Raw genomic sequence first — 26,280 nt, 5'->3', positions numbered from 1 at the left:
TAGATGAAGGACTTGTGGGGCGTCCTCGCCGGGCAGCGCGACTACCGCTTGATGTTGAGCGCGGGCCTGATCTCGCTGATCGGCGACTGGCTGCTGCGGACCGGGCTCGCGTTCCAGGTGTACGTACTGACCGGCTCCACATTGGCGAGCGGTGGCCTGTTGCTGGCGTCGTTCCTGCCCGCCGTCGTCCTCGGCTCACTGGCCGGCGTCTTCGTCGACCGCTGGAACCAGCGGACCACGATGATCGTGACGAACGTCCTCAACGCGGTGGTGCTGTTGCCGCTGATCGCCGTCCACGACGCGAGCACGATCTGGATCGTGTACGGCGTCGTACTGGCGCAGAGCTGTTTGCAGCAGTTCTTCCAGCCGGCCGAGCAATCGCTGGTCCCGGTGCTGGTGCACGACGAGCAACTCGTCACGGCGAACGCGCTGAACAGCCAGATCCGCGATCTCGCCCGGCTGATCGGCGCGGCGCTCGGCGGTGTCCTCGCGGCCGCCGGTGGGCTCACGCTGCTCGCGCTCGGGGATGCCGCGACGTTCCTGATCGCTGTCGTACTGGTCGCACGGATGCGGCACCGCCACGTCCGCCCGGAGAACCCGGAGCAGACCGCCGGTGGTGCGATCAGGCGGTTGAAAGAAGAGTGGACCGAAGGGCTGCGGTTGTGCGTCGCGGGTCCGGCGATCCGGCTGTTCTTCGTGTTCTGCCTGGTCACCGGGGTCGGCGAGGGCATCATGAGCACGCTGTTCGCGCCGTTCGTCAGCTCCCAGATCGGCGGCGACGGACAGGTGTACGGCCTGATCGTCTCGTCCCAAGCGGTCGGCGGGATCGTCGGCGGTCTGGTCGCCGCCGCGATCGGCTCGCGCTGGCCGGCGGCCCGGCTGTGGGGCATCGGCGCGCTGGCCTTCGGGCTCATCGACATCACGCTGTTCCTCTACCCGTTGGCGTCGGACAGCGTGATCCCCGCATTCGTCTGCATGATCGTCGTCGGGCTGCCCGGCGCGCTCACGATCGCCGGGATGATGACGGTGTTCCAGAACCTCACCGTCGACGGCACCCGCGGCCGTATCTACGGCGCGGTCGGCGCCGCCGAGAGTGTCGCGGTGCTGATCGGCATCACCGCGGCCGGCTTCCTCGGCGACGCCGTCGGCATCATCCCCGTCCTCGTCTTCCAGGGCCTCGGGTACGTCGTCGGCGGGCTGGTGGTTATTGCTCGGCAGCGGGTGCTGGCGCCTCGGTCGGAGACTCTTCCGGTTTGATCCGGTGCAGGCGGACCCGGGCGACCCGGCGGCCGTCCATCTCGGTCACCGTCATGGTGTAGGAGTCGAGCTGGACCTCGTCACCGGTCGACGGGACCTTCCCGAGCTGGGCGGCGAGGAACCCGCCGACGGTCTCGTAGGGGCCGTCGGGCAGCTCGATCGTGGTGGCGTCGGCGAAGTCGTCGAGGTTCAGCAGGCCGTCGACGACGATGTCGCCGCCACCCAGTCGGGTGGTCTCGGCCGCCTCCACGTCGTACTCGTCCTTGATGTCGCCGATCAGCTCCTCGACCAGGTCCTCCATCGTGACGATGCCCGCCGTACCGCCGTACTCGTCGAGGACGATCGCGATGTGCGTACTGCGGCGGCGCATCTCGGTCAGCGTCGGCAGCAGCTTCGCGGTGTCCGGCAGCATGAGCACGTCGCGGGCCAGGTCGCCGACCCGCACCGAACGAGACGCGACCGCCGGGTCGAACAGGTCGCGGACGTGGACGAAACCGACGATGTCGTCGGCCGAGCCGTTCATCACCGGGTACCGCGAGTGCGGCCGCTCGGCGGCGAACTTGACCGCCTTGTACGCCGGCATCTCACCGTCGACGAAGTCCACCTCGGTCCGCGGCAGCATCACCTCGCGCAACTGCCGGCTGCCGGCCTCGAAGACGTCGTCGACGATCTTGCGCTCCTCCTCGCCGAGCGACTCGTGCGCCGAGACCAGGTCGCGGAGCTCCTCGTCGGTCATCACCTCGCGGTTCGCGTTCGGGTCACCGCCGAGCCCGCGGACCACCAGGTCGGTCGACTTCGACAGCAGCCAGATCACCGGCCGCGCGCCGGACGCGATCCTGTCGACCAGCGGCGCGAGACCGAGCGCGAACGTCTCGGCCCGCTGGAGCGCGAGCCGCTTGGCGGCGAGCTCGCCGATGACGATCGACACGTACGAGATCGCGATCGTGATCAGCACCAGGGCAACCGTGTCGGCCAGCCCCTCAGGCAGCCCGAGCTTCTGCAGTTGCGGCGAGAGGCTGTCGGCCAGCGTCGCGCCACCGAAGGCGGCGGACAGGAAGCCCATCAGGGTCACGCCGATCTGGACGGCGGACAGGAACCGGTTCGGGTTGGCGGCGACCTTGGCGACGATCTCGCCGCGCCGGCCGCGGTGCGAGAGGGCCTTCAGCTGGCTCTCCCGCAGAGACACGAGGGCCATTTCGGCGGCGGCGAAGACTCCGCCGATCAGCACGAAGACCAGAATCAGAACGATGTTCAGCAGCAGGGTGGCGTTCATGGGTGGGATTTCCTAGCGCCCTCTCGTCAGACCACGAGAGGGCGGGCGTTGGGCGTAGTCGTCCATCTACCAAGACTAGCGGCCGCCCAGGCTACCGTGCTTGTTCGAGTTTGTTGGTTTACGATGATTCCTGGCCGGACGCGTCGTACGGCCGGGAGGGTCACACGATGAAAACACCGCGCGGCGTACGCCGTACCGACACCAAACTGTCGGACGGACGCGAGCTGATCTACTACGACCCGGCCGACGCGCCGGTGCGGGTACCGCTCGAGGACACCCGCGGCCTGCCCGCCCCCCAGCCGCAGGTCGACCTGCGCACCGACCCGCTGACCGGCGACGTGATCACCTACGCGACCCACCGCAACACCCGGACCTACCTGCCGCCGGCCGACGAGTGCCCGCTGGACGCGAGCCGGCCGGGCAAGCCGACCGAGATCCCGGACCACGACTACAACGTCGCCGTGTTCGAGAACCGGTTCCCGTCGTTCGCCGGCCCGGGCCGGACCGAGGTGGTCTGCTTCACCAGCGACCACAACAAGTCGTTCACCGACCTGTCCCAGGGCCAGGCCCGGCTGGTCGTCGACGCGTGGGCCGACCGGACCGCCGAGCTGGGCGCCCGCGACGACGTCGAACTGGTCTTCCCGTTCGAGAACCGCGGCCGTGAGATCGGCGTCACGCTCAGCCACCCGCACGGCCAGATCTACGCGTACCCGTACGTTCCGCCGCGGATGCGGACGCTGATGGCGCGCGCCCGCGAACACCAGGAAGTTGCTGGCAGCAACTTGTTCGCCGACATCCTGGCGGCCGAGCGCAAGGAAGGCACGCGGGTCGTCGCCGAGAACGGCAACTGGACCGCGTTCGTCCCCGAGGCGGCCCGCTGGCCGGTCGAGGTGCATCTGTACCCGCACCGCCAGGTGTTCGGCATCGACGAGCTGTCGGTCGGCGAGCGCGACGACTTCGCCGAGCTGTACCTCGACGTACTGCAGCGTCTCGACGGTCTGTACGGCGAACCGCTGCCCTACATCGCGGCCTGGCACCAGGCCCCGGTGCGGATCGACCGCGAGCTCGGCTACCTGCACCTGGAGGTGTTGTCGATCCGGCGGGCGAAGGACAAGATCAAGTACCTGGCCGGCTCGGAGTCGGGCATGGGCGCGTTCATCAGCGACACGCGGCCCGAGGATGTGGCCGAGACTCTGCGGAAGGTCGGTTCGTGAGCTCTTTTGAAAGTGTCTTCGGTACGACGCCGGACGGCAGCTGGCGCGCGCCGGGACGGGTCAACCTGATCGGCGAGCACACCGACTACAACGACGGTCTCGTGCTGCCGATCGCCCTGCCGAACCGGATCGTCGTCACCGCCTCGAAGCGCGACGACGGCCGGATCGCGGTCGCATCGGCCGGACACAGAGGCGTCACCGAGTTCGCGATCGACGAGCTCGCTCCGGGGTCGGTCGGCGACTGGGCCGCGTACCCGGCCGGCGCGGCCTGGATCCTGCGCGAGTCCGGCTACCCGATCGGCGGCGCGAACCTGCGGTTCGAGTCCGACATCCCTTCCGGCGCCGGCCTGTCCTCATCGGCAGCGCTGCTCTGCGCCACGCTGGTCGCCCTGCTCGGTCTGCGCGACGTAGACGTCGACCCCGCCGAGGTCGCCCGGCTGGCCCAGAAGGCCGAGAACAAGTACGTCGGCGCCCCGGTCGGGCTGATGGACCAGATGGCCTCGATGTGCTGCACCCAGGGCCACGCGCTGTACTTCGACATCCGCGCGATGTCCACCGAGCAGATCCCGTTCAACCCGGCGGCCGACGACCTCGCCTTGCTGGTCGTCGACGTGAAGGCACCGCACCGCCACGTCGACGGCGAGTACGCCGCCCGTCGCAAGAGCTGCGAGCAGGCAGCGGCCGAGCTCGGCGTACCGGCTCTGCGGTCGATCGCCTTCGAGGACCTCGACGATGCGCTGGCGCGGTTGTCGGACGACGTCGTACGGCGTCGCGTGCGGCACGTGGTGACCGAGATCCGCCGGGTCGAGGACGCGGTCGCGTTGATGCATGCCGGCAAGCTGCGCGAGGTCGGCCCGCTGTTCACCGCATCGCACGTCTCGCTGCGCGACGACTTCGAGATCACCGTGCCGGAGCTCGACGTCGCGGTCGACACCGCGCTCGAGGCCGGTGCGCTCGGCGCGCGGATGACCGGCGGCGGTTTCGGCGGCTGCATCATCGCGCTGGTCGAGGCGGATGCGGCCGAGTCGGTGCTCGCCGCGATCGAGAAAGCCTTTGCGGAGCACGGTTTCAGCACGCCCAGCGCACTCGCCGCGACCCCGTCAGCCGGCGCGTCCCGCCTCAGCTAGGAGGCGATGACGAGGTCACATCCCGTGTCGCGCATGGCCTTGCGGGCGGCGGTCGACAGGCCGTTGTCGGTGACGATGACGTCGAGGTCCGACCAGGTCGCGAACGTGCTCAGGCCGACGGTGCCCCACTTGGTGTGGTCCGCGACCACGACGATCTCGCGGCTGGCGGCGATGAACGATCGGTTGGTCTCGGCCTCCATCAGGTTCGGCGTGCTCAACCCGTGCTCGGCGTCGACACCGTGCGCGCCGAGGAACAACAGGTCGAGATGCAACGACGCCAGCGCCGCGGTCGCGATCGGCCCGACCAGCGCGTCCGACGGCGTACGGATGCCGCCGATCAGTACGACCGTGCGGTCCGAACGCGCGTTGCCGTGGAACACGTCGGCGATCCGCGCCGAGTTCGTCACGACGGTGAGGTTCTCCACCCGGAGCAACTGACGAGCCAGCGCGTACGTCGTCGTACCGGCGCCGATGCCGATCGCACTGTCCGGCTGGACCCTCGTGGCCGCCTCGGCCGCGATCGCCTGCTTGGCCGCGGACTCCTGCGTCAGCTTGGCGTCGAAGCCCGGCTCGTGCGCACTGCGCAGGCCGACCGACGTCGCACCGCCGTGCACCTTGTGCAGCAGGCCGCTGGAGTCCAGCGCGTCGAGGTCGCGCCGGATCGTCATGTCCGAGACACCGAACCGATCGACCAGCTCGGCCACGGTGATCGCGCCGCGACTGTTGACCTCGGCAACGATCGTGGCCTGTCGCTGAGCGGCCAGCTGCCCACCCCGGCCGCGTGGCGGCTCTGCTCCGGCTGCGTTCACAGCTCACAGCCTAATCTCGATTGCTCTCCGTGTCAGGAAAGGAGTGCCTGATGATGAACTCGCTCCGCTCGTTCAAATGCGTTGCCCGGCCGGTGGCAGCACGTCACCCTGAGGTATGCGATTCCCCGAGGACGTCCCGGTTCTGACCGACGGCGCGGTGACCCTGCGCGCCCACACCGTCGACGACGTCGAGCCCGCCTACCGGATGTGCCAGGACCCGGTGATGCAGGAGTGGACCACGATCCCGGTCCCCTACCAGCACGAACACGCGGTCAACTTCCTGACCGACGTGATCCCGAACGGCTGGCGCACGAACACGATGTGGGGATGGGCGATCGAGTACGACGGCCGCTATGCCGGGACGATCGACCTCGGTGACGGTGAGGGCGGGGTCGGTGAGGTCGGGTTCGCGGTGTCGCCGGAGGTCCGCGGCAACGGGGTGATGACGCGGGCGCTGAAGCTCGCCGTGCGGTACGCGTTCGACGGCCTCGGCTGGGACCGGGTGATCTGGCGCGCCTTCGTCGGGAACTACGCGAGCCGCCGGGTCGCTTGGAAGGCCGGGTTCCGCGGGCTGGTGACGATCCCGGGCGGCGGACGCGCCCGCGGCGTACGCAAGGACGAGTGGGTCGCATCGGTCGGCCGCGACGACGACCTCGAGCCACAGGGCAACTGGTGGAACGCGCAGGTGCTCGAGGGTGGCAGCATCCGGCTGCGCGGGCTGCGGGAGTCGGACGCGCAACGGGTCCAGGAGGCGTGCAGCGACGAGCGGACGCAGCAGTGGCTGTCCGGCATGCCGTCGCCGTACCGGCTGGAGGACGCCGAGGGATTCATCAAGACCCGGCCGCACATGATGGCCGGTGGTGAAGGCGTCGCCTGGGCGATCGCCGATCTCGCCGGCGACCAACTGCTCGGGAACGTCAGCGTCTTCAATCTGAACAACCGGCTGGACGCGACCGTGGGCGAGATCGGGTACTGGATGCACCCGGACGCGCGTGGCCGCAAGGTGATGACGACCGCGGTCGAGCTGCTGATCCCGCACGCGTTCAAGCCTGTCGCGGAAGGCGGTCTGGGGCGGCGCCGGCTGGTACTGAAGGCTGCCGTGGGCAACAGCGCCTCGGCGCACGTTGCCGAGGCCAACGGATTCACCCATGTCGGCACCGAGCGCTCGGCCATCCCGCGCCGGGACGGCAGCTACGACGACGACCTGATCTTCGACCTGCTCGCGGACGAGTACGCCGGTCGCTGACCGGCTGTGAGGGGTTGCGCGGCGGGCGGTTGAGCGGTAGTGGTGACAGCCTGCAGGCGGAAATTTACGGCCAGTTGGTGTCAAGCGACACCAGTTCCCCTCGCCGTGACGGTTGCGGGCTGCTTGAATCGACTGGTGAGAGATCGTGAGGAGCTCGTCCGCCGCTGGCAGGCCGGGTGGTCCGTCTCGCGGGGCTGGACCACAGTGGAGGACGACAACGACGGCATCTTGATCGTCCGCGCGGGTGAGGAGAGCCGGCCGACGGAATACGTCGTACTGGATGCCGACGACAAACCGGAACGTGTGGAGCGTGCCGCCCAGCTGGCCTCGGCCGACGGCGGCGGGCGCGGCGCGGGCTGGATCACCCTGGCCACCGATGACAAGGAAGCCCGGATCGAGCAGCTGGAGGACCTCGGCCTCGAGGTCCAGCAGGACCAGGACTGGCTGATGACGATCCAGCTCTCGGAGCAGCCGGCGTTGAAGCTGCACGAGCGATATGCGCTGCACACCGAACTCGAGGACGACCTGATCATCACCCGCGCCACCCTGCACGGCGGAGTGGTGTCGAGCGGGCGGATGGCGGTCGTCGGTGAGGACGCGGTCGCGGACCGGATCGAGACCGACCCGGCGCACCGACGACGCGGACTCGGCAGTGCGGTGATGGCATCGCTGGTCGAGGCGGCCGCGGCGAAGGGCGCCAAACGCGGCATCCTGATCGCGTCGATCGACGGCCTGCGCCTGTACCGGAGTCTGGGCTGGAAGGTCATCGCAGACATCGTCATCGCCCGCTCAACCGTTTGAAACGACTGCGATAGTCAAAGGTTTGTCAAGGGCGACCCTCGAGTGGGTCGGTAAACGCACGCCTGGGCAAGGGTGCTCACCATGACGAACCACAAACGGTCACTCGGTAGCGGCGTGGCCGGTCCTCTCATCGCGTCGCTGTCTGCTCTGGTCCTGCTGATCGGCGTCGGGTGGTTCGTCGTACGTCAGACCGGCAGTAGTAAACCGACGAGCCAGGAGAACCCGATCACGTCCGTCGCGCCTGCCGGCGACGACGCTCCCAAGGCGACGCCGAGCCGTCCGACGACGCCGTCGTCGTACACACCCCGCCGTACGACGCCGACACCTACGCCGACACCTACGCCGACGCGCGCCACCACGAAGACCCCGACGCCGAAGCCGACCCGGTCGACCACGGCGCCGAGCCGGGACAGCACGCGTACGCCGACTCCGAGGCCCACCCGGACGACGTCCAAGCCGACGCCGAGCCACACCGCGACACCGAAGCCGACGGCAACTACCAAGCCCAGCGGCGGATCCGCGGCACAGGTGCTTGCCCTGACCAACCAGGAGCGCGCCAAGGCCGGCTGCGGACCGCTGCGGACGAACAGCGCGCTGACCAAGGCTGCCCAGGCGCACGCGTCCGACATGGTCGACGAGCACTACTTCGCGCACGACAGCCTGGACGGCCGCAGCCCGTTCGACCGGATGAAGGCGGCCGGATTCAAGGGCGGTGCGATGGCCGAGAACATTGCCGTCGGCTACTCGAGCCCGTCGGCGGTCGTGACCGGCTGGATGAACAGCCCCGGCCACCGCGCGAACATCCTCAACTGCAGCTACACGATGATCGGGATCGGGTACGACAGCGGCCAGGTGAAGCCGGACTGGGGCAACGGAAGCTGGGTGCAGGACTTCGGCGGATGACCGGCGGTTCAGAACCTGTTCGTTAATCGTTGCCCGGAGAACCTTCGGGAATCGTTAAGAGGCGTCGCGGACCTGTAACGATGACCTCGCGCGTCCGTTAAGGTTCCTGTTCGGTAACCAGGGGGGACCTGGCTGGACCACGGGGAACGACGCGACACTCGGTACGACGAAAAACGAAGAGGATTCGCCCATCCCATGACGGATTCGCCTACCCCCCGGCGGCACCGCGGCAGTAGACGAGCTCCCCGGCGGAGCCGTGGCCTGGTCGGCCCTGTTGTCAGCGCGTTGTCGGTACTGCTCGCGATCGGCCCGGTCGTCTGGCTGATGTCCCACGACAACTCGCGGACCGACGACGCCGCCAAGGTCCTGAACGTCTCCGAGGACACCCGCGTCGACGGCGGATCGGGCACCACGGCCGGTACGCCGCTCATCACGATCACCAAGACGTTGCCGAACGGGCGTACGACGACGGCCGTTGTCGGTACGCCGGCGCTCGGTCCCGGCGCGATCTCGTCGTCCACGTCCGCGACTCCGACCAGCCCCGGTACGCCGAGTGACACGCCCACCGGCGTACTCACGACACCGACTGCACCGACGGTCGGCGTGACGACGGTGACGGTGCCGCCGACCTCGCCGGGCAACTCGCGGACGACCAGCGGCGGCGGCGGCCGGCCGAAGCCGAGCTACCCGACGAAGACCGCGAGTACGACGCCGAAGCCGACGAAGACGCGGACCACCGAGCCGACGGACACTCCTGCTCCGCCGCCGAGCGGTGGCGGTACGAGCACGCAGGAGCGGCAGGTCCTCGACTACACGAACCAGATCCGTCAGCAGCAGGGCTGCGGTCCGCTCCGGCTGGACAGCGCTCTCGTCGAGGCGGCCGGGAAGCACGCGTCGGACATGGTCCGGCGGCACTACATGGATCACACCAACCCCGATGGTCAGGACCCCGGCGACCGGATGGCGGCCGCCGGGTACCGCGGGTCGAGCTGGGGCGAGAACATCGCGGCCGGCTACGACACCGCACAGAAGGTGGTCGCGGCCTGGATGCAGAGCGACGGCCACCGCAAGAACATCCTCAACTGCCGGTTCACCACGATCGGCGTCGGATACGACCCGGGGCAGGTCAAGTCCAACTACGGACCCGGCAGCTGGGTCCAGGACTTCGGCCGGAGCTGAAGGCCGTTGTGGTTGTCATTGTGCGCAGATCACCGAGTGCGGGCGAGACGTTGTCTCAGGCCCACAATGTCCGGCCGGTTCACGGTCGGTCGCCGCGGGTAGATCCGACCTTGTCATGTCGCCGGACGTTCCTGAGGGGCTCCGGTGAGACGGGTGATGAGGCACGTCTTGGGGGCGCGACTTTGAAGGGAACAACGACATAATGTCCGAGTCCGGTAACGGCCGGTACAAGCCACGGAGGAAGGCGACCCGAGCGGCATCACGCTCGTCGCGCTCCGGCAACCGGCCCACCCCGCCCGCGGAATCCACCCCGCCCGCACCACCAGAACCCCCGCGGTACGCACCGCGCTCCAGCGACGAGTCCCCCTTCTGGGCCACGGCGCAATCCGCTGGTGCGTCCAACGAAAACCCGTTCTGGGCCGGGGGCAACCAGTCGCGCCCGGCAACCCCGCAGTACGCACCGCGCGGCGCCCTGCCCAGCTACACGGCACCCGAGGACGCGACCTCCGGGCTGCCCAGGCGGACAGCCGCCGAGGACTTGAGCACCTACGGGTCGGCTGCGTCCGGTGGACGGCGTCCTGCTGGTACGCCGTCGTGGGTCGAGCAGTCGATCGCCGGAACAGATCCCGAGCCGACTCGCGCCCGTCGCGCGGCGCGCAGCCCGGAAACCCCGGAACCGACCGAGCGCTCCGGACTGGGCGAGACCGCCGGCACGTGGTCCATCCGCCGAGCCACCGACGACTGGGCCTCCCTGGGCACCACCACGCCGACCACGCCGACCACGCCGACCACGCCGCGCCCCACCCCCGCCGCCTCGGCCGCCGACCTCCTAGCCACCACCGGCCAGGCCCCCCGCCCCCAAACCCCCACCAGCAGGTCCGCTGCCGCCGGCTCCGGCTCGTCGACTGCCGACTCAGCCCGTGCGGCTCGCGCAGATGGCTACGCCTCCGCCGACGCCGGCGTCGGGGCGGCGGCTGCCGACTCGTCTCGTGCGGGTGGTGCAGGTGCCGCCGGCGTCGGGGCGGCGGCTGTTGGATCCGCCGGTGTGGATGGTGATGGGCGGCTTGCGGCCGCGCATGTTGCTGCTGGGGGGCGTGGAAGTTCTGGGCCTGGAAGTTCTGGGCCTGGGGGTTCTGGGTCTGGGCGGGGTGGGCGGCGGGCTGCTGGTGGGGAGAAGCGGGGGCGGCGGTCGATTGTTGCTATTGCTTCTGTGGTGCTGGTGATCACGCCGATCTCGTGGATCCTGTTGCACCAGCCGCAGAACGACGACGCGGACGCCTCGGTGCCGATGGTCACCCGGACCGACGACACCTACATCACCCCGACCACGAAGGCTGCCGTCGCGACGCCGACGAAGCGGCCCACGGTGGCGCCGACGGCGACTCCGACCGGTACGCCGACGGTCACCCCGACCACGACGCCTACAGGAACCCCGACGGGCACACCGACCGACTCCGCGTCACCGACCACGATCCCGTCGGAATCCCCGAGCACCATCGAACCGACCGACTCCCCCACTTCGGAGAAGGCGACGAGCGCCCCGACCACACCGGGCCGTACGACGTCCACCGGCCGCCCGACCCAAACCCCGACGACGACCCCGCCCCCGCCGCCACCTCCGGCGCGGGACGGCGGCATGGACGCCGCCGAGTCGCAACTGTTCGACATGATCGACAGCGCCCGCAAGAACAACGGCTGTCAGCCCCTCGAGCAGGACCCGGACTTGACCGGCAGCGCCCGCTCGGACGCCAGCAGCCGCGCCAAGTCGGGCGCGACGAACAGCAGCGGTGCCTCGAAGTCCACCGCCGGCGGTGACAACTGGAGCGCCCAGCAGGCCTACGACCAGATGATGGCCCAGAGCCGCAGCACGATCATGAACTGCGGCCTGACCACGCTGGGCGTCGGCCGGGTCGGCTACGCGCACTGTACGGCGATCGATCTGCTCGGCCTCTGCATCGGCTCGAAGCCGACGCGCTACGCCTGGGTGGCGGACTTCTCGTAGTACCTGGGGCACGATTCCCGCCGGTTGGTGTGATCATGGTTTGACGACCTGGTCCACCAACCTGCGGGAGGCTGGATGTTCTCCGAGCGTGACGACGTGGATCGGGCCGGGCCGGCGCACTACGGGATTCATCCGGACGCGTTCGCCGAGGAGCGGCCTGATCCGCGGCCGGAGGAGGCCAAGCGGATGGGGCTGAGCCGGCACACCGAGGAAGGCGCCGTGCTGTACTTCGCCTCCTCGCTCGACCGCGGCAAGACCGGCCACCGGATGATGGCCTGGATCCTGCTCGTCACCTTCGCCGCCCCGGTCGTCTACATCCTGCTCGTACTCCTGTAGAACTCCTGCCGATGCCGCTGCGGCGTCGTACCCAGCAACGTGTGGAAGTGATGCCGCAACGCATCGCTACTCCCGAACCCGCTCGACGCCGCCACCCGCTCGACCGGCAGATCGGTTGTCTCCAGCAACAGCCGCGCCCGGTCCAGCCGTTGCCGCAACAGCCACGCCTGTCCCGAGCTCCCGGTCCGCGCCCGGAACTGCCGCGTGAACGTACGCCGCGACAGCGCCACCGCCCCGGCCCACTCGTCGAGTGACACCGGCTGGTCGAGCCGCGCCCGCGCCCACACCATCGCCTTCTCGATCACGTCGTCGCTCGGATCCGGCGGCACCGGCACCGGGATGTACTGCGCCTGCGACCCGCTCCGATGCGGCGCGACCACGATGTCGCGGGCAACCTGCTCGGCCACCTCGACCCCGTGATGCATCCGGACCAGGTGCAAGCAGCAGTCCAGCGACGCCGCCGTACCGGCCGAAGTGATCACGTCACCCAGGTCCGACCACAGCACGTCCGCGCGCACGTCCAACTCCGGGTGCTGAACGCGCAGCTCGTCGGCCCACCGCCAGTGCGTCACCACCTCACGCCCCGCCGCGATCCCGCTCTCCGCCACCAGGAACGCCCCGATACACAACCCAACCACCGTCGCGCCCCGCGCATGCGCCCGCTGGATCGCGTCCAGCAGTACGTCGGACGCCCGCAACCCCGGCTCCCAGCTCGGCAGTACGACGACGTCGGCCCGCTCCATCACGTCGAGCCCGTGATCCACGCTGATCCCGAACCCGGCGTTGGTCCGCATCGACCCCGGCTCCTCCGCGCAGACGAGGACGTCGTACTCCGTCGCCCGGCCGCGCCGCTCACCGAGGACCAGGCAGGGGACGGACAGATGGAACGGGCTCATCCCGTCGTACCCGAGCACCGCGACAGTACGCATGAGAACAGTATGGCCCGATCTTCGTCAACTATGGCTCCCGGGCCAATGGCCGGACCGCCCGTCGCGGCGGAGGATCGTGGACATGGAGATCACGCACATCGGCGGTCCGACCGCCGTACTGAACCTCGGTGGCCTGACGTTCCTGATCGACCCGGCCTTCGACGAGCCGCGCGAATACCAGCTGACCGGCCGGGTGATGACCAAGCTGATCGGCCCGGCGATCCCGGCCGAGCAGCTCGGTGCGATCGATGTCGCGCTCGTCTCGCACGACGAGCACAAGGACAACCTCGACGACGCCGGCCGCGCACTGCTGGCGACCATTCCAACCGTCTTGTCGACGCCGGGTGCGGCGACTCGGATCGAAGGCGTCCGCGGCCTGGAGAACTGGGAGTCGGTCGACCTGCCTCGCCCGGACGGTGGCGTCGTCACGGTGACCGGCGTACCGGCGCTGCATGGTCCCGAAGGCGCTGAGAAGGTGCTCGGCGTGGTGACCGGATTCGTCTTGCAGGGCGAAGGGCTGCCGACCGTGTACGTCGCCGGCGACAACGCGTCACTCGGTCTGGTGAAGGAGATCGCCGACCGCTTCGCACCGATCGATGTCGCGGTCCTGTTCGCCGGCGCCGCGCGCACCGCACTCCTCGACGGAGCGAACCTCACGCTGACGTCCGCGGACGCGGTCGAGGCGGCGCGTCTGCTTGGTGCGGCGACGATCGTGCCGGTGCACACCGAGGGCTGGGCGCACTTCACCGAAGGGCCCGACCAACTCGTCGCGGCGTTCCGCGAAGCAGGGCTGGACAAGCGCCTGAAGGTGCTCGAGCACGGCGTTCCGACGACCGTTGATTGAGCCCTTGACGAGCACGGAGCGTAACGACTAGCGTGCGACCGCCGGGGGGAACCGGCAGCCGAAGTTCATCGGGCCGGGGGGAGATCGGCCCACTGCCGAAAGGGAATTCTGTGTTCGCACGACGCTTCCGCACGCTCTTTTCCGCCGCGACAGCCGCGGTGGTGCTGGCCGGTACGGCGGTCCTCGCACCGCTGACGGCCGACGCGGCGATCACCGCCGTACTCAGCGGGATCCAGTACGACCCGCCGGGCACGGACACCCGCACCAACGCCCAGATCAACAACGAGTTCTTCACCGTCCGCAACATCAGCAGCCGGCCGATCAACCTGTCCGGCTTCCGGGTCGCGGACGTGGCCAACCACGTGTTCGTGTTCCCGCGCGGCTACGTGCTGCCGGGCCGGTCGACGGTCATCGTCCGCACCGGCAAGAACCGCAACCGGGCGCTGACGCTCTACTGGAACCAGAGCTGGTACGTCTGGAACAACACCGGCGACACGGCCCGCTTCCAGACCCCGGCCGGCAAGACCTTCGACACCTGCACCTACAAGGCCGTCACCGGCCGGTCGCGGGTCGGCTGTTAGGGAGCCGCGCCCTAGTCCTGCGCGGGATCGGTGCCGTCCGGGATCCATTCCCGGACGGCGATCTCGTCGCCGACCCGAATGGTGCCTCCGGCAAGTACTGCGGCCTTGACGCCGAAACTGACACCGCCGCCGTACGCCGGTTCGCGCCGGTACGTCGCCAGCGTCCTGGTCGGCTCCGGACCAGCCTTTACTCCGGTCGATTGCTCCACCGTCGGAACCGCACACCGGATACCCCGGGCCGAGTAGCCGATCTCGACCGCGCCGGCCGTCATCCGCAGGACCTTGTCCTCGGTGTGCGGCTCCGGCCAGCCAGCCACGACGATGTTCGGCCGGAAGCGATTCATCGGGATCGCCTCGCCGCCGTGCTCGACGATCCGCGCGTTGAGGCCGTCGAGTGACGACAGCGACGTGATCATCAGCGCGTGCGCGTCGCCGTACCCGGTGAGACCGCGGTGCGCGCCCCAGCCGGGCCGTTCGTGTTCGGGCGTGACGCGGACCAGCGCGGCCGGCGTACCGAGGCGAGCGGTGAACCACTCGTCCGCGGCCGTGTCCTGGACAACGCCCTGGCCGAACCACTTCCCGAACAGGCTGACGTCACGCCGCTTGCCGTCGTACCGGATCTCGAGGTCGAGCGTCGGAGCGCCGGCGGCGGACAGGCTGAGGCGGTCGCCGGCCACCTCGGCGTGGAGTGTCGCCATCGCGGGAAGCTTGCGCTGGCTGAGGAAACTGCCGTCCGGCTCGACGAGCATGAACAGCCGATCGTTCAGCAGGCCGGTCGGGCCGACCTCAGCTGACTCGACGGGGATCCCGGCAAGACCTTTCACCGGGTAGTAGGCCAGGGCGGCAACCTTCGCGACAGACACAGGGTCAAGACTAACCGTCGCTTGATCTGTTGAAACATGTTGAGTTATGTTTGAACACGTGGAGACCTTCGCGGAGGCGTTGCAGCGGGTACGGCGTCACGCCGGGTTGAGCTACCGGCAACTGGCGGATCGCGCGCACTACTCGCATCCACACCTGATCCGCGCGACGAACGGCAAGCACCTGCCGACATGGGAGGTCGCCGAGGCGTTCCTGACGGGGTGCGGTGTGCCCGCCGACCTGATGCCGGTCTGGCGCCGCCGGTGGGAGCAGGCGAGCCGCGACCCGCGCGACATCGTCGGACTGCTGGACGACGCAGAAACCCTGCAGGACCTGGGCACCGCTCTCACAGCACTCGCCCGGCCGCAGTCATTGCGGCGACTGGAGCAACAGACAGGTATTCCGCGAACGACGATCCAGGCGTGGCTCCAGGGCAAGCGCCTCGCGGGTCGAGACCGGCTCGACCACCTGGTCCGCTCGGTCGGCGCGACACCAGCCGAGCGCGCGGCGGTGGCACGCGCCGTCGAGCGGCTCGGCGCCGGACGCGAGCGGGTCAGCTCCGGAAGACTGAGGGCGGCGCCTGCGGCGTGACGTAGCCTTCGGCGTCGGTGAGCGGGGCGGCCTTTCCGGCCAGTTCGTCCAACGGCATGACGTCGTACGGCGGTTGCGCTCGGCGTCCGGCATCCGTCAAGGCAGGAACGGGCTGCCGCGACGCGACCATGATGACGTTGCCGAATCCCTTGCCACGCAGGATCTTCCGCTCCGCGAGCACCACCCCCGCGCCGATCCCGGATCGCACGGTCGCCGCCGTACGCCGGATGAACGGCAACCCGGCCTTCCCGTCGATCAGATTCGCCACCAGTACGCCGGTCGGCCGCAGCACGCGCGCGCACTCCGCAAAGAACTCCGCCGTCACCAGATTCGCCGGCACCGCCTCGTGCTCGAAGGCGTCCAGGATGACCACGTCCATCGAGTCGTCGTACACCTCGCCGATGCCGGCCCGGCCCGTGACCGGCCGCACCTTGATCCCGGTCCGCTTCGGCAGCGGGAGCGCCTCCCGGACGAACTCGGTCAGGTCCTCGTCGGGTTCGAGCACGATCTGCCGGGACCGCGGCCGGGTGACCGCGACGTACCGCGGCAGGCTCAGCGCGGCCCCGCCGACATGCAGGACCGCGACCGGCTGACGTCGTGGCGCGATGGCGTCCACGACGTCGCCGATCCGGCGCATGTACTCGAACGGCAGATGGGTGGGATCGGCCAGGTCGACCTGCGACTGCGGCGACCCGTCGACCCGCAGCACGAACGTCCCGTCGGGCTGCGCCTCTACACTCGCCAGCCCGGAGGCCGTCCGCCGTTCCACCCACCCATCATTCCAGTCAGCGAGCTTCCTTCTCCTCGGCCACCGCGATGTCGGTGTTGTCGGTGAACAGTCCGTCGATCCCGAGCTTGCGGTACGCCGCGATCTCGCCGAACAGGTTGCCCGAGTCGTTCGGGTTGACCGAGCTGTCGAAATCGGCCGGCAGGAAGGTGTTCTCGACCCGGAACGTGTACGGGTGCACGACCAGGCCGGCCTTGTGCGCGTCCGCGACGAGGGTGGTCGGCTTGCCCAGCTTGCCGGTCGCGTCGAGCGGGATGAGCTGGTCCTTGCTCGGACCGACGCCATCGGCGTACGTCGCGACCTCGCGCAGACCCTTCGCGCTGACGATGTCGGCGTACGTGCGCTTGTCGCCGGAGGCCACGAAGTCGTACGGCGCACCGACCGAGCTGGTCAGCTGGACCAGCGGGACCCGGAGCTGCTTGTCCAGCGCCTTCAGGTTCGAGACCTCGAAGGATTGGACGAAGACCTTGGCGTCCGGCCGGTTCAGGCCGTTGCGGTTCAACGTCTTGATCAGCTCCGGCTCGAGCGGCAGGCCCTGCGCCCGGAAGTAGGTCGGGTGCTTGGTCTCGGGGTAGATGCCGATCGGGCGGCCGAGCTCCTTGGACAGGCGCTTGCTGAGGTCGATCACTTCCTGGAAGGTCGGGATCTGGTAGTGCCCGTCGAAGACCGTGTTGTGCTGGCGCGTCGCCGGGATCCGCTCCTTTGCGCGCAGCGTCTTCAGCTCGGCCAGCGTGAAGTCCTCGGTGAACCAGCCGGTGGTGGCGACGCCGTCGAGCAGCTTCGTCTTCTTGCGGTCCTTGAACTCCGGGTGGTCCGCGACGTCCGTCGTACCGCCGATCTCGGGCTCGTGCCGGGTGACCAGCACGTGGTCCTTGGTGGTGACCAGGTCCGGCTCGATGAAGTCGGCGCCCATCCGCGCGGCCAGCTCGTACGACGCCAGCGTGTGCTCGGGCCGGTAGCCGGAGGCGCCCCGGTGGCCGACGATGACGAAGTCGTCGTGCTTGGCGGCCTGGACGGCGACCGGGCCGGCCGCCGACGTGGACGGCGCGGACGACAGGGACGGGACGGCCTGCGGGACGGCGACGGCCGCGGCGACCGCGAGGGCCGAGGCAGCAACCGGCAGCAGCCGGCTGGGCAGCTTCATGGACTTCTCCTAACAAGTCAGGGACTGAGGTCACCCTCGGACACACCGTCGGCCCCGCGACGTACGCCGCATGACCGATCGGTGAACGATCCATCGGGATGTGAGCTAATCGGTGGTCCCCCAGCGTTGGGCCGCGACACCCGGCTTGCTAGCGTCCGAAGCACACAATCAGATGAGCTAGGAGCGTGTCGTGAGCACTACACCGGTGAAGGTGGCCGTTACCGGGGCCGCGGGGAATATCGGTTACAGCCTGCTGTTCCGGATCGCGAGCGGGGCCCTGCTCGGGCCGGACACCCCGGTGGAGCTGCGGCTGCTGGAGATCACCCCGGCGCTGAAGGCACTCGAGGGCGTCGTGATGGAGCTCGAGGACTCCGCGTTCCCGGCGCTGGCCGGGATCGAGATCGGCGACGACCCGAACGTGGTCTTCGACGGTGTCAACGTCGCGCTGCTGGTGGGTGCGCGGCCGCGGACCAAGGGGATGGAGCGCGGTGACCTGCTCGAGGCCAACGGCGCGATCTTCACCGTCCAGGGCAAGGCACTGAACGACCACGCCGCCGACGACGTCCGGATCACCGTCACCGGCAACCCGGCGAACACGAACGCGCTGATCGCGAAGAGCAACGCGCCGGACATCCCGGCCGAGCGGTTCTCCGCGCTGACCCGGCTCGACCACAACCGGGCGCTGGCGCAGCTGGCCAAGAAGACCGGCGTGCACGTCACCGACCTGAAGAAGCTGACGATCTGGGGCAACCACTCCGCGACGCAGTACCCGGACATCTTCCACGCCGAGGTGGCCGGCAAGAACGCGGCCGAGGTCGTCAACGACCAGGCCTGGCTGGAGAACGACTTCCTCCCGACCGTGCAGAAGCGCGGCGCCGCGATCATCGAGGCCCGCGGCGCGTCCTCGGCGGCCTCCGCCGCGGCCGCGACCATCGACCACACCCGCGACTGGCTGGCCGGTTCGGCCGAGGGTGACTGGCTGTCGATGGCGGTCGTCTCCGACGGCTCGTACGGCGTCGCGGAGGGCCTGATCTCGTCGTTCCCGGTGACCGTGAAGGACGGCAACTGGGAGATCGTCCAGGGCCTGGAGATCAACGACTTCTCCCGCGGCAAGATCGACGCCTCGGTCGCCGAGCTCGGCGAGGAGCGCGACGCGGTGAAGGCGCTCGGCCTGATCGGCTGACGTAGTACGACCAGAACGCCCCCGCCGGCCGGCGGGGGCGTTCTGCTGTTCTCACCGCATCGTGTAGGCGGCGATCACCGTTTGCGTCGTGCTGTTCCCGGCTGCATCCGTTGCCGTCGACCGCAGCGAGATCGTCTTGCCGGCCGGCGTCGGGAAGATCGCCTTGTTACCGGCGACCGGCGCCTGCTTCCAGGTCGCTCCGCCATCGTCGGAGTACTGGACCTTGACCTGCCTCACACCCTCGACCGTGAACGGCAGAACGGTGACAGGCTTGCGGACCATCGTGTTGCTGCCGTCCACGTCCGGCTGGAAACCGACGGTGTGGATGGCGATGTCCGACCGGTCCGCGGACGACGTGAACGTCGCCTCCAGATCCACCTTCGTCGCGAACGGCAGCACGTCCTGTGTGCGGGTCGCGACCAGCTTGTACGACGCCTCACCCACCGGCAGGCCGGTGGCGCTGATGCCGAACCCGTCCGTGGATCCGATCTCGGTCCCGTCGCGGTAGAGCGTCGTACTCGCGGATGTCGTGGCGACGGACCCGCCGTGGCCGTCCGCGTCGGCGAGGCTGTTCAGATAGATGTTCATCTGATCCGCGGACCGGGCGGTGTAGGCGAACACCGACGGACCGAACGCCGCGGCGTTCCAGCGCTCCTGATAGTGCCGCCCGGCTTTGTAGATCACCGGATCGCCCTCGAGACGCCAGTCGCCGAACGGGAATTCCGACCCGTCTGTGTCCTGCTCGATCGTGCCGGACCAACCGTACGGCGTCTGGTCCACGTAATAGCGGATCGTCCGCGGCACGTCGAGCCGGATGACTCGCGCCCAGCCGCCGTCACCGCTCGGCCCGACCGCGGACAGCATCTTGAAGACCCGCGCCTCGCCGGTCGAGTTGACCGTGGTGTCCACGGTCGCGAGATCGGACTGCTTGACCTTGCGGTCGAACCCGGTCGGGAACTCGCCGGGCTGGAAGTTCGCGATCCCGTACAGGTACGGCGTGTTCGTGAACAACCCGTCCGCGCCCCGCACACCCCACTGGGACATGACGTGCCCGGTCAGCTCGGACGCGGGCAGCTTCGGCCCGGCGCTGTAGGTGAACATCGTCCCGGACAGGAATCCGGCAGCGGCGTAGGTGTACACGCCGCCCTTGATCGTCCGGTCGAACCCGATGTCGGAGTTGGCCTGCACCGCGTCGGCCTTCGGCACCGAGGTGGTCACCGGCTTGGCCTTCCGTGCATCGAGGACGACCGTCTGGTCGCCGGTGAGCTTCACACTCGGTGCGAGCAGCGTGAAGAAGATCCAGTCCTCCGTCCCGCGCTCGAACTCCTGGAACTGGTTGAGCACGTACTCGCCCTGCGTCAACCTGAGCGTCACCGTGCCGTTCTCGTCCGGCGCGATCATGTCGTTCTCGTCGTTGTCGACACCCGTGACGGACACCGGGTAGTCGGGATCCGGCGCGCCGTTCGGCTTGATCAGCTTGACGGTCAGCGTGTACGTCGGCACTTCCTTGTCCACGCCGACCGGTACGACGACCGTCTGGCCGCCGCCCGTGGCAGTGATGCGGCCGCTGAACAGGCCGTCCGAGCCGCCGAGGCTGGTGTCCGACGTCGCCTGCACGGACGCCGTACCACCGGCCGGAACGGTCACCGAGTCGGCGCTCAGCTTCAGTGCGCCGGCTGGAGCCGCCGTACCGTCCGGTCCGTTCAGCACCGAGGTCAGCGACAGCGTGACGGCCGCATCGCCGAGGTTGCGATAGGTGACCTCGCGGGTGACCGGCTGGTCATCGGTGTGCGGGTACGACGCCTTGCCGAAGGAGACGCTGCCGGGCTCGGAAACCACGCTCTGCTTGATCGCCGTAGTCAGGTCGATCCGCCCCGCGCCTTGCTGGAACGAGGTCTGATCCGCAGCGACCTTCGCCGATCCCATCAGCGCGGCCTTCAACTCGGCCGGGGTCCAGGACGGGTGCTCCTGCAAGAGGATCGCGGCAGCGCCGGCGGTGTGCGGCGTCGCCATCGACGTACCGGAGAGCCGCAGGTACTTGTCGCCGACCGGTTCACCGATCGTCGAGTCCTTGGACTTCGCTGCCACGATGTCCGTGCCGGGCGCGGTCACGTCGGGCTTGAGCGCGCTGTCGCCGGTCCGCGGGCCACGGCTCGAGGTCGGGTTCAGCTGGTCCTGCTTGGTCACGTTGCCGACGGTCAGCGCCGCGTCCGCGCTACCCGGCGACTCGATCGTCCCGTCGCCGGGACCACTGTTGCCAGCAGCAACAACAAACAGCGTGCCGGTCTCCGCGGTCAGCCGGTTCACGGCTTCCTCGACCGGATCGAGCTCGGGAGTGTCCTGGCCGCCGATGCTCAGGTTGACGATCTTCGCCTTGACATCGTTCGCGGCCCACTCCATCCCGGCCAGGATCGCGGATTCCTCGCAGCCGTAGACCTCACAGATCTTTCCGTCGTAGAGGCGTGCGTCCGGAGCAACGCCCTTGTAGCGGCCGTCCGACGCGGCGCCGGTGCCGGCGATCGTCGAGGCGACGTGCGTGCCGTGACCGACGAGGTCGTCGGCGGACTCGGTGGTGAAGTTCTTCTCCCCCACGACCTGGGTCGCGAGGTCGGGATGGGTCGCGTCGATGCCGGTGTCGAGCACCGCGACCGATACGCCCTTGCCGGTGTACCCGGCCTGCCACGCGACCGGTCCACCGATCTGCGGCACCGACTGGTCCAGCAGGACCTTCCGCTTGCCGTCCAGCCACAGCTTGGTGAATCCGCCGGAGCTCATGAACGTCTTGGCGTCCGACTTGTCGACCCTCATTGCCGCGCCGCCGATCGACGGCAACTGGCGGGTGACCTTCGCCCCGGCGGGCACGGCACGCTTCGCGATACCGGCGTACGTCGCCAGCACCGGGATCGTGCTCGTCGACGCGTCGTCGTACTTGTCCTTCACCAGCTCGGCGACGTCGAAGAGCCGGCGGTCGATCTTCCCGGCGCCGACCGCCTTGGTGACGTCGGCCGGGATCACGTACGAGTGATCCCGCACCCGGTACGTCGTGAAGCCGACGTGCTGCCGGCCCGCACCTGGCTCGATCGTCGCCTTGGTCAGATCGCCGCCGGGCAGGACGACCCGGTCGCCGGTGATCAGCGTGACGCTGACGTCGTGTCCCCCTTGGGAACGGGCGGTGGTCGCCGGACCGGACGGAACCGCGTGAGCAGTTCCTCCCGGACCGGCGACCAGGCCCGCGACCGCCAATACGGCGATCGCGGGCGTTCCTCTGCGCTTGAATTTCACAGGGCCTCCCCAGAAATCGGTTGTCTGCGCGACCTCACAACGTGACAACCGGTCTCCCGGGTTGCATGGTCAGCCCAACGGATACGCGCCGATAACGGTCAGTTCCGTAATATTTCCGGCACCGTCGACCAGCTGGGACTTCACCGAGATCCACCTCACCCCCGGGCAGCCACTCACCGGTAGATGTCCGGACTGGACCGAAAGGTTGCCTGCATCACCTGCCACGGCAGGTTCCTGCCTGACTACTGCCCGTAAGGGCAACCCGGTCAGGCAGGCGGGGCGACCATGGCGTCCGCCTGACCGGAGGCGGCAAGCGAGGCGGCGATGAGACCCGAGGCCTTCAGGTTCTCGATCACCTCGTGGAGGTAGGCGACGGTCTCGGGGTGCTTCGACTTCGCCGTACCGACGGCCTGCTGGATCTGCATGAAGCGCTCGTCGATCAGGCGGAGGTCGGGGTGTTCGGCGACGTACTGCGTGATCGGCTGCCGGATCCCGGCCGCCGCCTCGAGCCCCTCGGCCCGGAACACGTCCACGCCCTCCTCGCCGCGCACGACCGTTGCCTGCTGCAACGTTCTGGTCAGGTAGAGGTCGTACGCCGAGCCCTGCTTCACCCCGATCCGCACACCGTCGGCGTCCACGTCGGCGACCGTGGCGAGCGCCGAGTCCCGCGGGACGGCGTACACGCCCTCGATCACGACGTACGGCGCGGTGAAGGCGACCTCCTCCGCGCGCGCCGGGTCGATCGCGAGGAAGCAGATGTCCGCCTGCCCGGTCGTCATCGCCTCGAACGACTTCCGCGCCGCGTCGAAGCACACCAGCTCGAGCGGCAACTCCAGGCGCTTCGCCAGCTCGCGGGCGATGTCGACGGTGACGCCGCCAGGTGCGTCCGGCGTACCGTTCGCCAGCACCGGATTGCCGAGATTGATGGAGGCCCGCAGCACGCCGGTCGGCGCGAGATCGGCAGCAACAGTCATACCCGCGACCCTATCCACCCCCGGACCGACGAGTTTTTGCAGAGACATTGTGTAAGTCGTTGGGCGGTCCTACTGTGTGCGCACAGACCGTCCGATGGGGGTTGCAGATGAAACGTCGGAGTGTGGGGCTGCTGGTGGCGGCGGCGATGGTCGTTCCGGTGACCGTCGCGGTGCCTGCGCAGGCGCACGGCAGTGACAAACGAGTGGTGGGGTACTACACCAACTGGAGTGGGTACGACCGGAACTACCTGGTCAGCGATCTGGTGAAGAGCGGGGCCGCGGCGCGGCTCACCCAGATCAACTACGCGTTCGGCTTCGTCGACGCCTCGGGGAACTGCATCAGCAGCGACCCCTGGGCCGACTACCAGCGACCGTTCAGCGCCGAGCAGAGTGTGAACGGCAAAGCCGACGAGCCCGGACAGGTGCTCAACGGCAACCTCAACCAGTTCAAGGAACTGAAGAAGAAGTACCCGAAGCTGCGGATCAGCATCTCGCTCGGCGGCTGGACCGGCTCGGCGCACTTCTCCGACGCGGCGCTCACGCCGGCCTCCCGGGCCGCCCACGTGAAGTCGTGCCTGGACATGTGGCTCAAGGGCAACCTGCCCGGCCTCCCCGCCGGTGCCGCGAAGGGCATCTTCGACGGTGTCGACCTCGACTGGGAGTGGCCGGCCAGCGAAGGCAACCCCGGCAACGTGATCCGGCCCGAGGACAAGCAGAACTTCACCGCGCTGGTGCACGAGTACCGCAAGCAGCTGGACCGGCTGTCCGGGCGGCCTGGTCGCTACGACCTGACCGCGTTCCTGCCGGCGAACCCGACGATGATCGACAAGGGGTTCGAGGTCCGCAAGCTGTTCAAGGACCTGACCTTCGGTACGACGCAGGGCTACGACTACCACGGCCCGTGGGAGACGCTCACCAACCAGCAGTCCGCGATCGACGGACCCAAGGGTGATCCGACCACACCGGAGTTCAGTTCGCAGGTCACGGTCGACGCGTACCTGTCCCGCGGCGCACCGCGCAGCAAACTGGTCATGGGCGTGCCGTTCTACTCCCACGGCTGGACCGGCGTCACCAACGCGAACCACGGCCTGTTCCAGCCCTCGACCGGGCCGGCGCCGGCGACGTACGAAGCAGGCACCGAGGACTACCGCCTGCTGAAGGCTCACCTGTCCGACTACACGGTCTACCGCGACAACCGCGCCGGGTTCGCCTGGCTGTTCGACGGTACGACGTTCTGGACCTGGGACGACCCGGTCGAGATGGCCCGCAAGGCGCAGTACATCTCGCACCGCGATCTCGGCGGCGCGATGATCTGGTCCCTCGACGGCGATTCAAATGGGGAGCTGATCTCGGCGTTGCACCGTAACCTTCGCTGAGTGGATCTGAACACTCTCCAGGACCGGTTCGGCGCGACCAGCGCCGAACCGGTTGTCGGCGGATGCTCGGGCGCGACCGTCGTCCGACTCGCTCGTGGGCCCAACCACCTCTATTACAAGGCCGGTCCCGGTGCCGGCCTCGAGGCCGACCGGCTGGCCTGGCTCAACGGGACCGGCTTCCCGTGCCCTCAGCTCGTTGACCGCGGCAACAACTGGCTGTTGACCACGGAGCTCGGCGGCCGCGATGCGTCCGAGGACTGGCCGGCTGCTGACCGCCCCGCCGTCCTGGCCGCGATGGCCGACGGACTGCGCGCCCTCGACCAGCTGTCCGGCTGCCCGTTCCCGTCACCCTTCCCCGGCGCCGGGGACGCCGTCACGCACGGGGACTATTGCGCCCCCAACGTCTTCATCGACCCTGGCACCCTGCGCTTCTGCGGCATCCTCGACCTCGGCCGTCTCGGGGTCGGCGACCGCTACCTGGACCTCGCCCTGATGTTCAAAAGCTTGCGCGGCCTGAATCCGCAGTACGGCGGCCTCCCCGCGGCCCGACGCTTCGTCGAGCTGTACGGCGGCGACCCGGACGACCCACGCATCGAGCACTACATCACGCTCGACGACAGCGGCGACTACATGCCCTGATACGCCCGCCGATAGGCACTCGGCGTCGTGTGCAACGCCGCGCGGAACCGCCTACGCAGGTTGGTCGCCGATGACAGCCCTACCTTGATGGCAATCGTCTCGACCGGAAGGTCCGTTTCCTCCAGCAGGACACGGGTCTTGGCGATCCGCTGCGCCAGCAACCACTGCCCCGGCGCAACGCCGAGCTGATCCGTGAACCGTCGCGCGAGCGTTCGCGGGGAAACGTTCGCGCGGCCGGCGAGGTGTTGAAGGGTGAGCGGCTCGGCGAGATGGTCGGTGGCCCAGTCGAGGAGTTCGCCCAACGACTCCACCGGGGCTTGGTCCTCGGTGCGGTACTGAGTCTGGCCGCCCTCGCGATGCGGCGGCATCACCATCCGCCTCGCCACCCGCGCGGCATGGGCGGCGCCGTGGTCGCGGCGGACGAGTTGGAGACACAGATCGATCCCGGTCCCCGATCCGCCACTCGTCGCCACATCGCCGTGATCGATGTACAGCACGTCCGGATCCACTTGTACCGAAGGGAATCGACGCTGCAGCTCATCGGCGTACCGCCAGTGCGTCGCAGCCCGGCGGCCGTCGAGCAAGCCGGTCGCCGCGAGGACGTAGGCGCCCGAGCAGATGCTCACCAACCGGGCTCCCCGCCGATGCGCGCGCTTGAGTGTGCGGATGATCGTGTCGGTCGGCTCGCGATTGATCGGCAGCCAACCCGGTACGACGATCGTGTCCGCGCGATCCAGCGCCCGCAGACCGGACGTGACCACCATGTCGAAACCCTCGGTGGTGCGAACCGGTCCCGGCTCCTCGGTGCAGACGCCGAACCGGTACGGCGGCTCGCGGAACACAGCCGCCGCGCACCCGAGCTCGAAGCTCGCCTGCGGCGCGCTGACCAGAGCGACAACACGGTGCATGGCAAGAAAGTACCTGATCGGGACTATCCAGACA

26 protein-coding genes are annotated in these 26,280 nt (G+C 68.9%); 16 read left to right on the top strand and 10 right to left on the bottom strand.

All coding sequences use genetic code 11. The features are described from left to right. Positions 1-3: 3 nt before the first annotated feature. Entirely contained in the window at positions 4-1,257 is a 1,254-nt protein-coding gene (locus tag OHA10_RS17465; protein ID WP_371407264.1) for an MFS transporter, read from the top strand. Here the strand turns inward: OHA10_RS17465 and OHA10_RS17460 are convergent. After that, positions 1,205-2,530 (bottom strand): hemolysin family protein, encoded by a 1,326-nt coding sequence (locus tag OHA10_RS17460; protein ID WP_371407263.1) that lies wholly within the window; start codon positions 2,528-2,530, stop codon positions 1,205-1,207. The two genes, OHA10_RS17465 and OHA10_RS17460, sit on opposite strands and share 53 nt — an antisense overlap. Before the next feature lie 167 nt (positions 2,531-2,697). Between OHA10_RS17460 and galT the strand changes: the two genes are divergently transcribed. Further along, complete coding sequence (gene galT / locus OHA10_RS17455; protein WP_371407262.1) at positions 2,698-3,744, top strand: galactose-1-phosphate uridylyltransferase; 1,047 nt, start codon at positions 2,698-2,700, stop codon at positions 3,742-3,744. Next, positions 3,741-4,871: a galactokinase gene (gene galK / locus OHA10_RS17450; RefSeq protein WP_371407261.1), complete on the top strand. Its 1,131-nt coding sequence runs from the start codon at positions 3,741-3,743 to the stop codon at positions 4,869-4,871. Before galT ends, galK begins: the two co-directional genes overlap by 4 nt. Here the strand turns inward: galK and OHA10_RS17445 are convergent. Then, positions 4,868-5,680 (bottom strand): DeoR/GlpR family DNA-binding transcription regulator, encoded by an 813-nt coding sequence (locus OHA10_RS17445; RefSeq protein ID WP_371407260.1) that lies wholly within the window; start codon positions 5,678-5,680, stop codon positions 4,868-4,870. The two genes, galK and OHA10_RS17445, sit on opposite strands and share 4 nt — an antisense overlap. Positions 5,681-5,795: 115 nt before the next feature. Here OHA10_RS17445 and OHA10_RS17440 point away from each other — a divergent pair, with 115 nt between their 5' ends. The 4 genes from OHA10_RS17440 to OHA10_RS17425 all read left to right on the top strand — a co-directional run bounded on the left by OHA10_RS17440 (position 5,796) and on the right by OHA10_RS17425 (position 9,809). Next, on the top strand, positions 5,796-6,926 hold the full coding sequence (locus OHA10_RS17440) for a GNAT family N-acetyltransferase (RefSeq protein ID WP_371407259.1): 1,131 nt from the start codon (positions 5,796-5,798) through the stop codon (positions 6,924-6,926). A 135-nt stretch (positions 6,927-7,061) separates the two neighbouring features. Continuing rightward, positions 7,062-7,727 (top strand): GNAT family N-acetyltransferase, encoded by a 666-nt coding sequence (locus OHA10_RS17435; RefSeq protein ID WP_134105359.1) that lies wholly within the window; start codon positions 7,062-7,064, stop codon positions 7,725-7,727. Between the two features lie 81 nt (positions 7,728-7,808). Next, positions 7,809-8,630, top strand: coding sequence for a CAP domain-containing protein (locus OHA10_RS17430; protein WP_371407258.1), 822 nt, complete (start codon positions 7,809-7,811; stop codon positions 8,628-8,630). A gap of 195 nt (positions 8,631-8,825) precedes the next feature. After that, positions 8,826-9,809 carry a CAP domain-containing protein gene (locus OHA10_RS17425; protein WP_371407257.1) on the top strand — a complete coding sequence of 328 codons (984 nt, stop codon included), beginning with the start codon at positions 8,826-8,828 and terminating at the stop codon, positions 9,807-9,809. Positions 9,810-10,355: 546 nt separating this feature from the next. Here the strand turns inward: OHA10_RS17425 and OHA10_RS17420 are convergent. Beyond that, positions 10,356-10,646, bottom strand: a complete 291-nt coding sequence (locus OHA10_RS17420) for a hypothetical protein (protein ID WP_371407256.1) — start codon at positions 10,644-10,646, stop codon at positions 10,356-10,358. Between the two features lie 83 nt (positions 10,647-10,729). Between OHA10_RS17420 and OHA10_RS17415 the strand changes: the two genes are divergently transcribed. The 3 genes from OHA10_RS17415 to OHA10_RS17405 all read left to right on the top strand — a co-directional run bounded on the left by OHA10_RS17415 (position 10,730) and on the right by OHA10_RS17405 (position 12,147). Continuing rightward, a complete protein-coding gene (locus OHA10_RS17415) occupies positions 10,730-11,032 on the top strand; it encodes a hypothetical protein (RefSeq protein ID WP_371407255.1) in 303 nt (100 codons plus the stop codon). After that, positions 11,020-11,811, top strand: coding sequence for a hypothetical protein (locus OHA10_RS17410; protein WP_371407254.1), 792 nt, complete (start codon positions 11,020-11,022; stop codon positions 11,809-11,811). Before OHA10_RS17415 ends, OHA10_RS17410 begins: the two co-directional genes overlap by 13 nt. A gap of 75 nt (positions 11,812-11,886) precedes the next feature. Beyond that, on the top strand, positions 11,887-12,147 hold the full coding sequence (locus OHA10_RS17405) for a hypothetical protein (protein ID WP_371407253.1): 261 nt from the start codon (positions 11,887-11,889) through the stop codon (positions 12,145-12,147). On the opposite strand, the gene OHA10_RS17400 is transcribed toward OHA10_RS17405, so the two are convergent. After that, positions 12,123-13,076, bottom strand: coding sequence for a GlxA family transcriptional regulator (locus tag OHA10_RS17400; RefSeq protein ID WP_371407252.1), 954 nt, complete (start codon positions 13,074-13,076; stop codon positions 12,123-12,125). The two genes, OHA10_RS17405 and OHA10_RS17400, sit on opposite strands and share 25 nt — an antisense overlap. An 82-nt stretch (positions 13,077-13,158) precedes the next feature. Between OHA10_RS17400 and OHA10_RS17395 the strand changes: the two genes are divergently transcribed. Both OHA10_RS17395 and OHA10_RS17390 read left to right on the top strand, forming a co-directional pair. After that, positions 13,159-13,920: an MBL fold metallo-hydrolase gene (locus OHA10_RS17395; RefSeq protein ID WP_371407251.1), complete on the top strand. Its 762-nt coding sequence runs from the start codon at positions 13,159-13,161 to the stop codon at positions 13,918-13,920. 110 nt (positions 13,921-14,030) lie between these two features. Continuing rightward, positions 14,031-14,501, top strand: a complete 471-nt coding sequence (locus tag OHA10_RS17390) for a lamin tail domain-containing protein (RefSeq protein ID WP_371407250.1) — start codon at positions 14,031-14,033, stop codon at positions 14,499-14,501. Between the two features lie 11 nt (positions 14,502-14,512). Here the strand turns inward: OHA10_RS17390 and OHA10_RS17385 are convergent, their stop codons facing one another. Then, entirely contained in the window at positions 14,513-15,364 is an 852-nt protein-coding gene (locus OHA10_RS17385; RefSeq protein WP_371407249.1) for an MOSC domain-containing protein, read from the bottom strand. A gap of 58 nt (positions 15,365-15,422) precedes the next feature. Between OHA10_RS17385 and OHA10_RS17380 the strand changes: the two genes are divergently transcribed. Next, positions 15,423-15,953, top strand: a complete 531-nt coding sequence (locus tag OHA10_RS17380) for a helix-turn-helix domain-containing protein (protein WP_371407247.1) — start codon at positions 15,423-15,425, stop codon at positions 15,951-15,953. Here OHA10_RS17380 and OHA10_RS17375 read toward each other — a convergent pair. Further along, positions 15,916-16,722 carry a spermidine synthase gene (locus tag OHA10_RS17375; protein ID WP_371407246.1) on the bottom strand — a complete coding sequence of 269 codons (807 nt, stop codon included), beginning with the start codon at positions 16,720-16,722 and terminating at the stop codon, positions 15,916-15,918. The genes OHA10_RS17380 and OHA10_RS17375 overlap by 38 nt on opposite strands. A gap of 16 nt (positions 16,723-16,738) precedes the next feature. Then, positions 16,739-17,884, bottom strand: a complete 1,146-nt coding sequence (locus tag OHA10_RS17370) for a glycerophosphodiester phosphodiesterase (RefSeq protein WP_371407245.1) — start codon at positions 17,882-17,884, stop codon at positions 16,739-16,741. Positions 17,885-18,074: 190 nt separating this feature from the next. On the opposite strand from OHA10_RS17370, the gene OHA10_RS17365 reads away from it, so the two are divergent. Beyond that, positions 18,075-19,067 (top strand): malate dehydrogenase, encoded by a 993-nt coding sequence (locus OHA10_RS17365; RefSeq protein WP_371407244.1) that lies wholly within the window; start codon positions 18,075-18,077, stop codon positions 19,065-19,067. 51 nt (positions 19,068-19,118) lie between these two features. Here the strand turns inward: OHA10_RS17365 and OHA10_RS17360 are convergent, their stop codons facing one another. Continuing rightward, positions 19,119-22,349 (bottom strand): S8 family serine peptidase, encoded by a 3,231-nt coding sequence (locus OHA10_RS17360; protein WP_371407243.1) that lies wholly within the window; start codon positions 22,347-22,349, stop codon positions 19,119-19,121. Positions 22,350-22,615: 266 nt separating this feature from the next. Further along, positions 22,616-23,323 (bottom strand): transporter substrate-binding domain-containing protein, encoded by a 708-nt coding sequence (locus OHA10_RS17355; RefSeq protein WP_371407242.1) that lies wholly within the window; start codon positions 23,321-23,323, stop codon positions 22,616-22,618. Positions 23,324-23,430: 107 nt separating this feature from the next. Here OHA10_RS17355 and OHA10_RS17350 point away from each other — a divergent pair, with 107 nt between their 5' ends. Both OHA10_RS17350 and OHA10_RS17345 read left to right on the top strand, forming a co-directional pair. Further along, on the top strand, positions 23,431-24,699 hold the full coding sequence (locus tag OHA10_RS17350) for a glycoside hydrolase family 18 protein (RefSeq protein ID WP_371407241.1): 1,269 nt from the start codon (positions 23,431-23,433) through the stop codon (positions 24,697-24,699). After that, entirely contained in the window at positions 24,700-25,338 is a 639-nt protein-coding gene (locus OHA10_RS17345; RefSeq protein WP_371407240.1) for a phosphotransferase, read from the top strand. Here OHA10_RS17345 and OHA10_RS17340 read toward each other — a convergent pair. Continuing rightward, a complete protein-coding gene (locus OHA10_RS17340) occupies positions 25,326-26,246 on the bottom strand; it encodes a helix-turn-helix domain-containing protein (protein WP_371407239.1) in 921 nt (306 codons plus the stop codon). The two genes, OHA10_RS17345 and OHA10_RS17340, sit on opposite strands and share 13 nt — an antisense overlap. Between the last annotated feature and the right edge of the window lie 34 nt (positions 26,247-26,280).

The sequence above is a fragment of the Kribbella sp. NBC_00662 genome (genome assembly GCF_041430295.1).
Taxonomy (GTDB): Bacteria; Actinomycetota; Actinomycetes; order Propionibacteriales; family Kribbellaceae; genus Kribbella.
Note: the sequence above shows the minus strand (reverse complement) of the source record. Positions and strands in the feature narration are given on the sequence as shown.

What these genes read in the sequence shown, in the direction of transcription:
- OHA10_RS17400 (WP_371407252.1), bottom strand. Translation starts at nt 13,076, where the DNA reads ATGCGTACTGTCGCGGTGCTCGGGTACGACGGGATGAGCCCGTTCCAT.
- galT (WP_371407262.1), top strand. Translation starts at nt 2,698, where the DNA reads ATGAAAACACCGCGCGGCGTACGCCGTACCGACACCAAACTGTCGGAC.
- OHA10_RS17340 (WP_371407239.1), bottom strand. Translation starts at nt 26,246, where the DNA reads ATGCACCGTGTTGTCGCTCTGGTCAGCGCGCCGCAGGCGAGCTTCGAG.
- OHA10_RS17395 (WP_371407251.1), top strand. Translation starts at nt 13,159, where the DNA reads ATGGAGATCACGCACATCGGCGGTCCGACCGCCGTACTGAACCTCGGT.
- OHA10_RS17355 (WP_371407242.1), bottom strand. Translation starts at nt 23,323, where the DNA reads ATGACTGTTGCTGCCGATCTCGCGCCGACCGGCGTGCTGCGGGCCTCC.
- OHA10_RS17405 (WP_371407253.1), top strand. Translation starts at nt 11,887, where the DNA reads ATGTTCTCCGAGCGTGACGACGTGGATCGGGCCGGGCCGGCGCACTAC.
- OHA10_RS17460 (WP_371407263.1), bottom strand. Translation starts at nt 2,530, where the DNA reads ATGAACGCCACCCTGCTGCTGAACATCGTTCTGATTCTGGTCTTCGTG.
- OHA10_RS17430 (WP_371407258.1), top strand. Translation starts at nt 7,809, where the DNA reads ATGACGAACCACAAACGGTCACTCGGTAGCGGCGTGGCCGGTCCTCTC.
- OHA10_RS17465 (WP_371407264.1), top strand. Translation starts at nt 4, where the DNA reads ATGAAGGACTTGTGGGGCGTCCTCGCCGGGCAGCGCGACTACCGCTTG.
- OHA10_RS17425 (WP_371407257.1), top strand. Translation starts at nt 8,826, where the DNA reads ATGACGGATTCGCCTACCCCCCGGCGGCACCGCGGCAGTAGACGAGCT.
- OHA10_RS17440 (WP_371407259.1), top strand. Translation starts at nt 5,796, where the DNA reads ATGCGATTCCCCGAGGACGTCCCGGTTCTGACCGACGGCGCGGTGACC.
- OHA10_RS17370 (WP_371407245.1), bottom strand. Translation starts at nt 17,884, where the DNA reads ATGAAGCTGCCCAGCCGGCTGCTGCCGGTTGCTGCCTCGGCCCTCGCG.
- OHA10_RS17350 (WP_371407241.1), top strand. Translation starts at nt 23,431, where the DNA reads ATGAAACGTCGGAGTGTGGGGCTGCTGGTGGCGGCGGCGATGGTCGTT.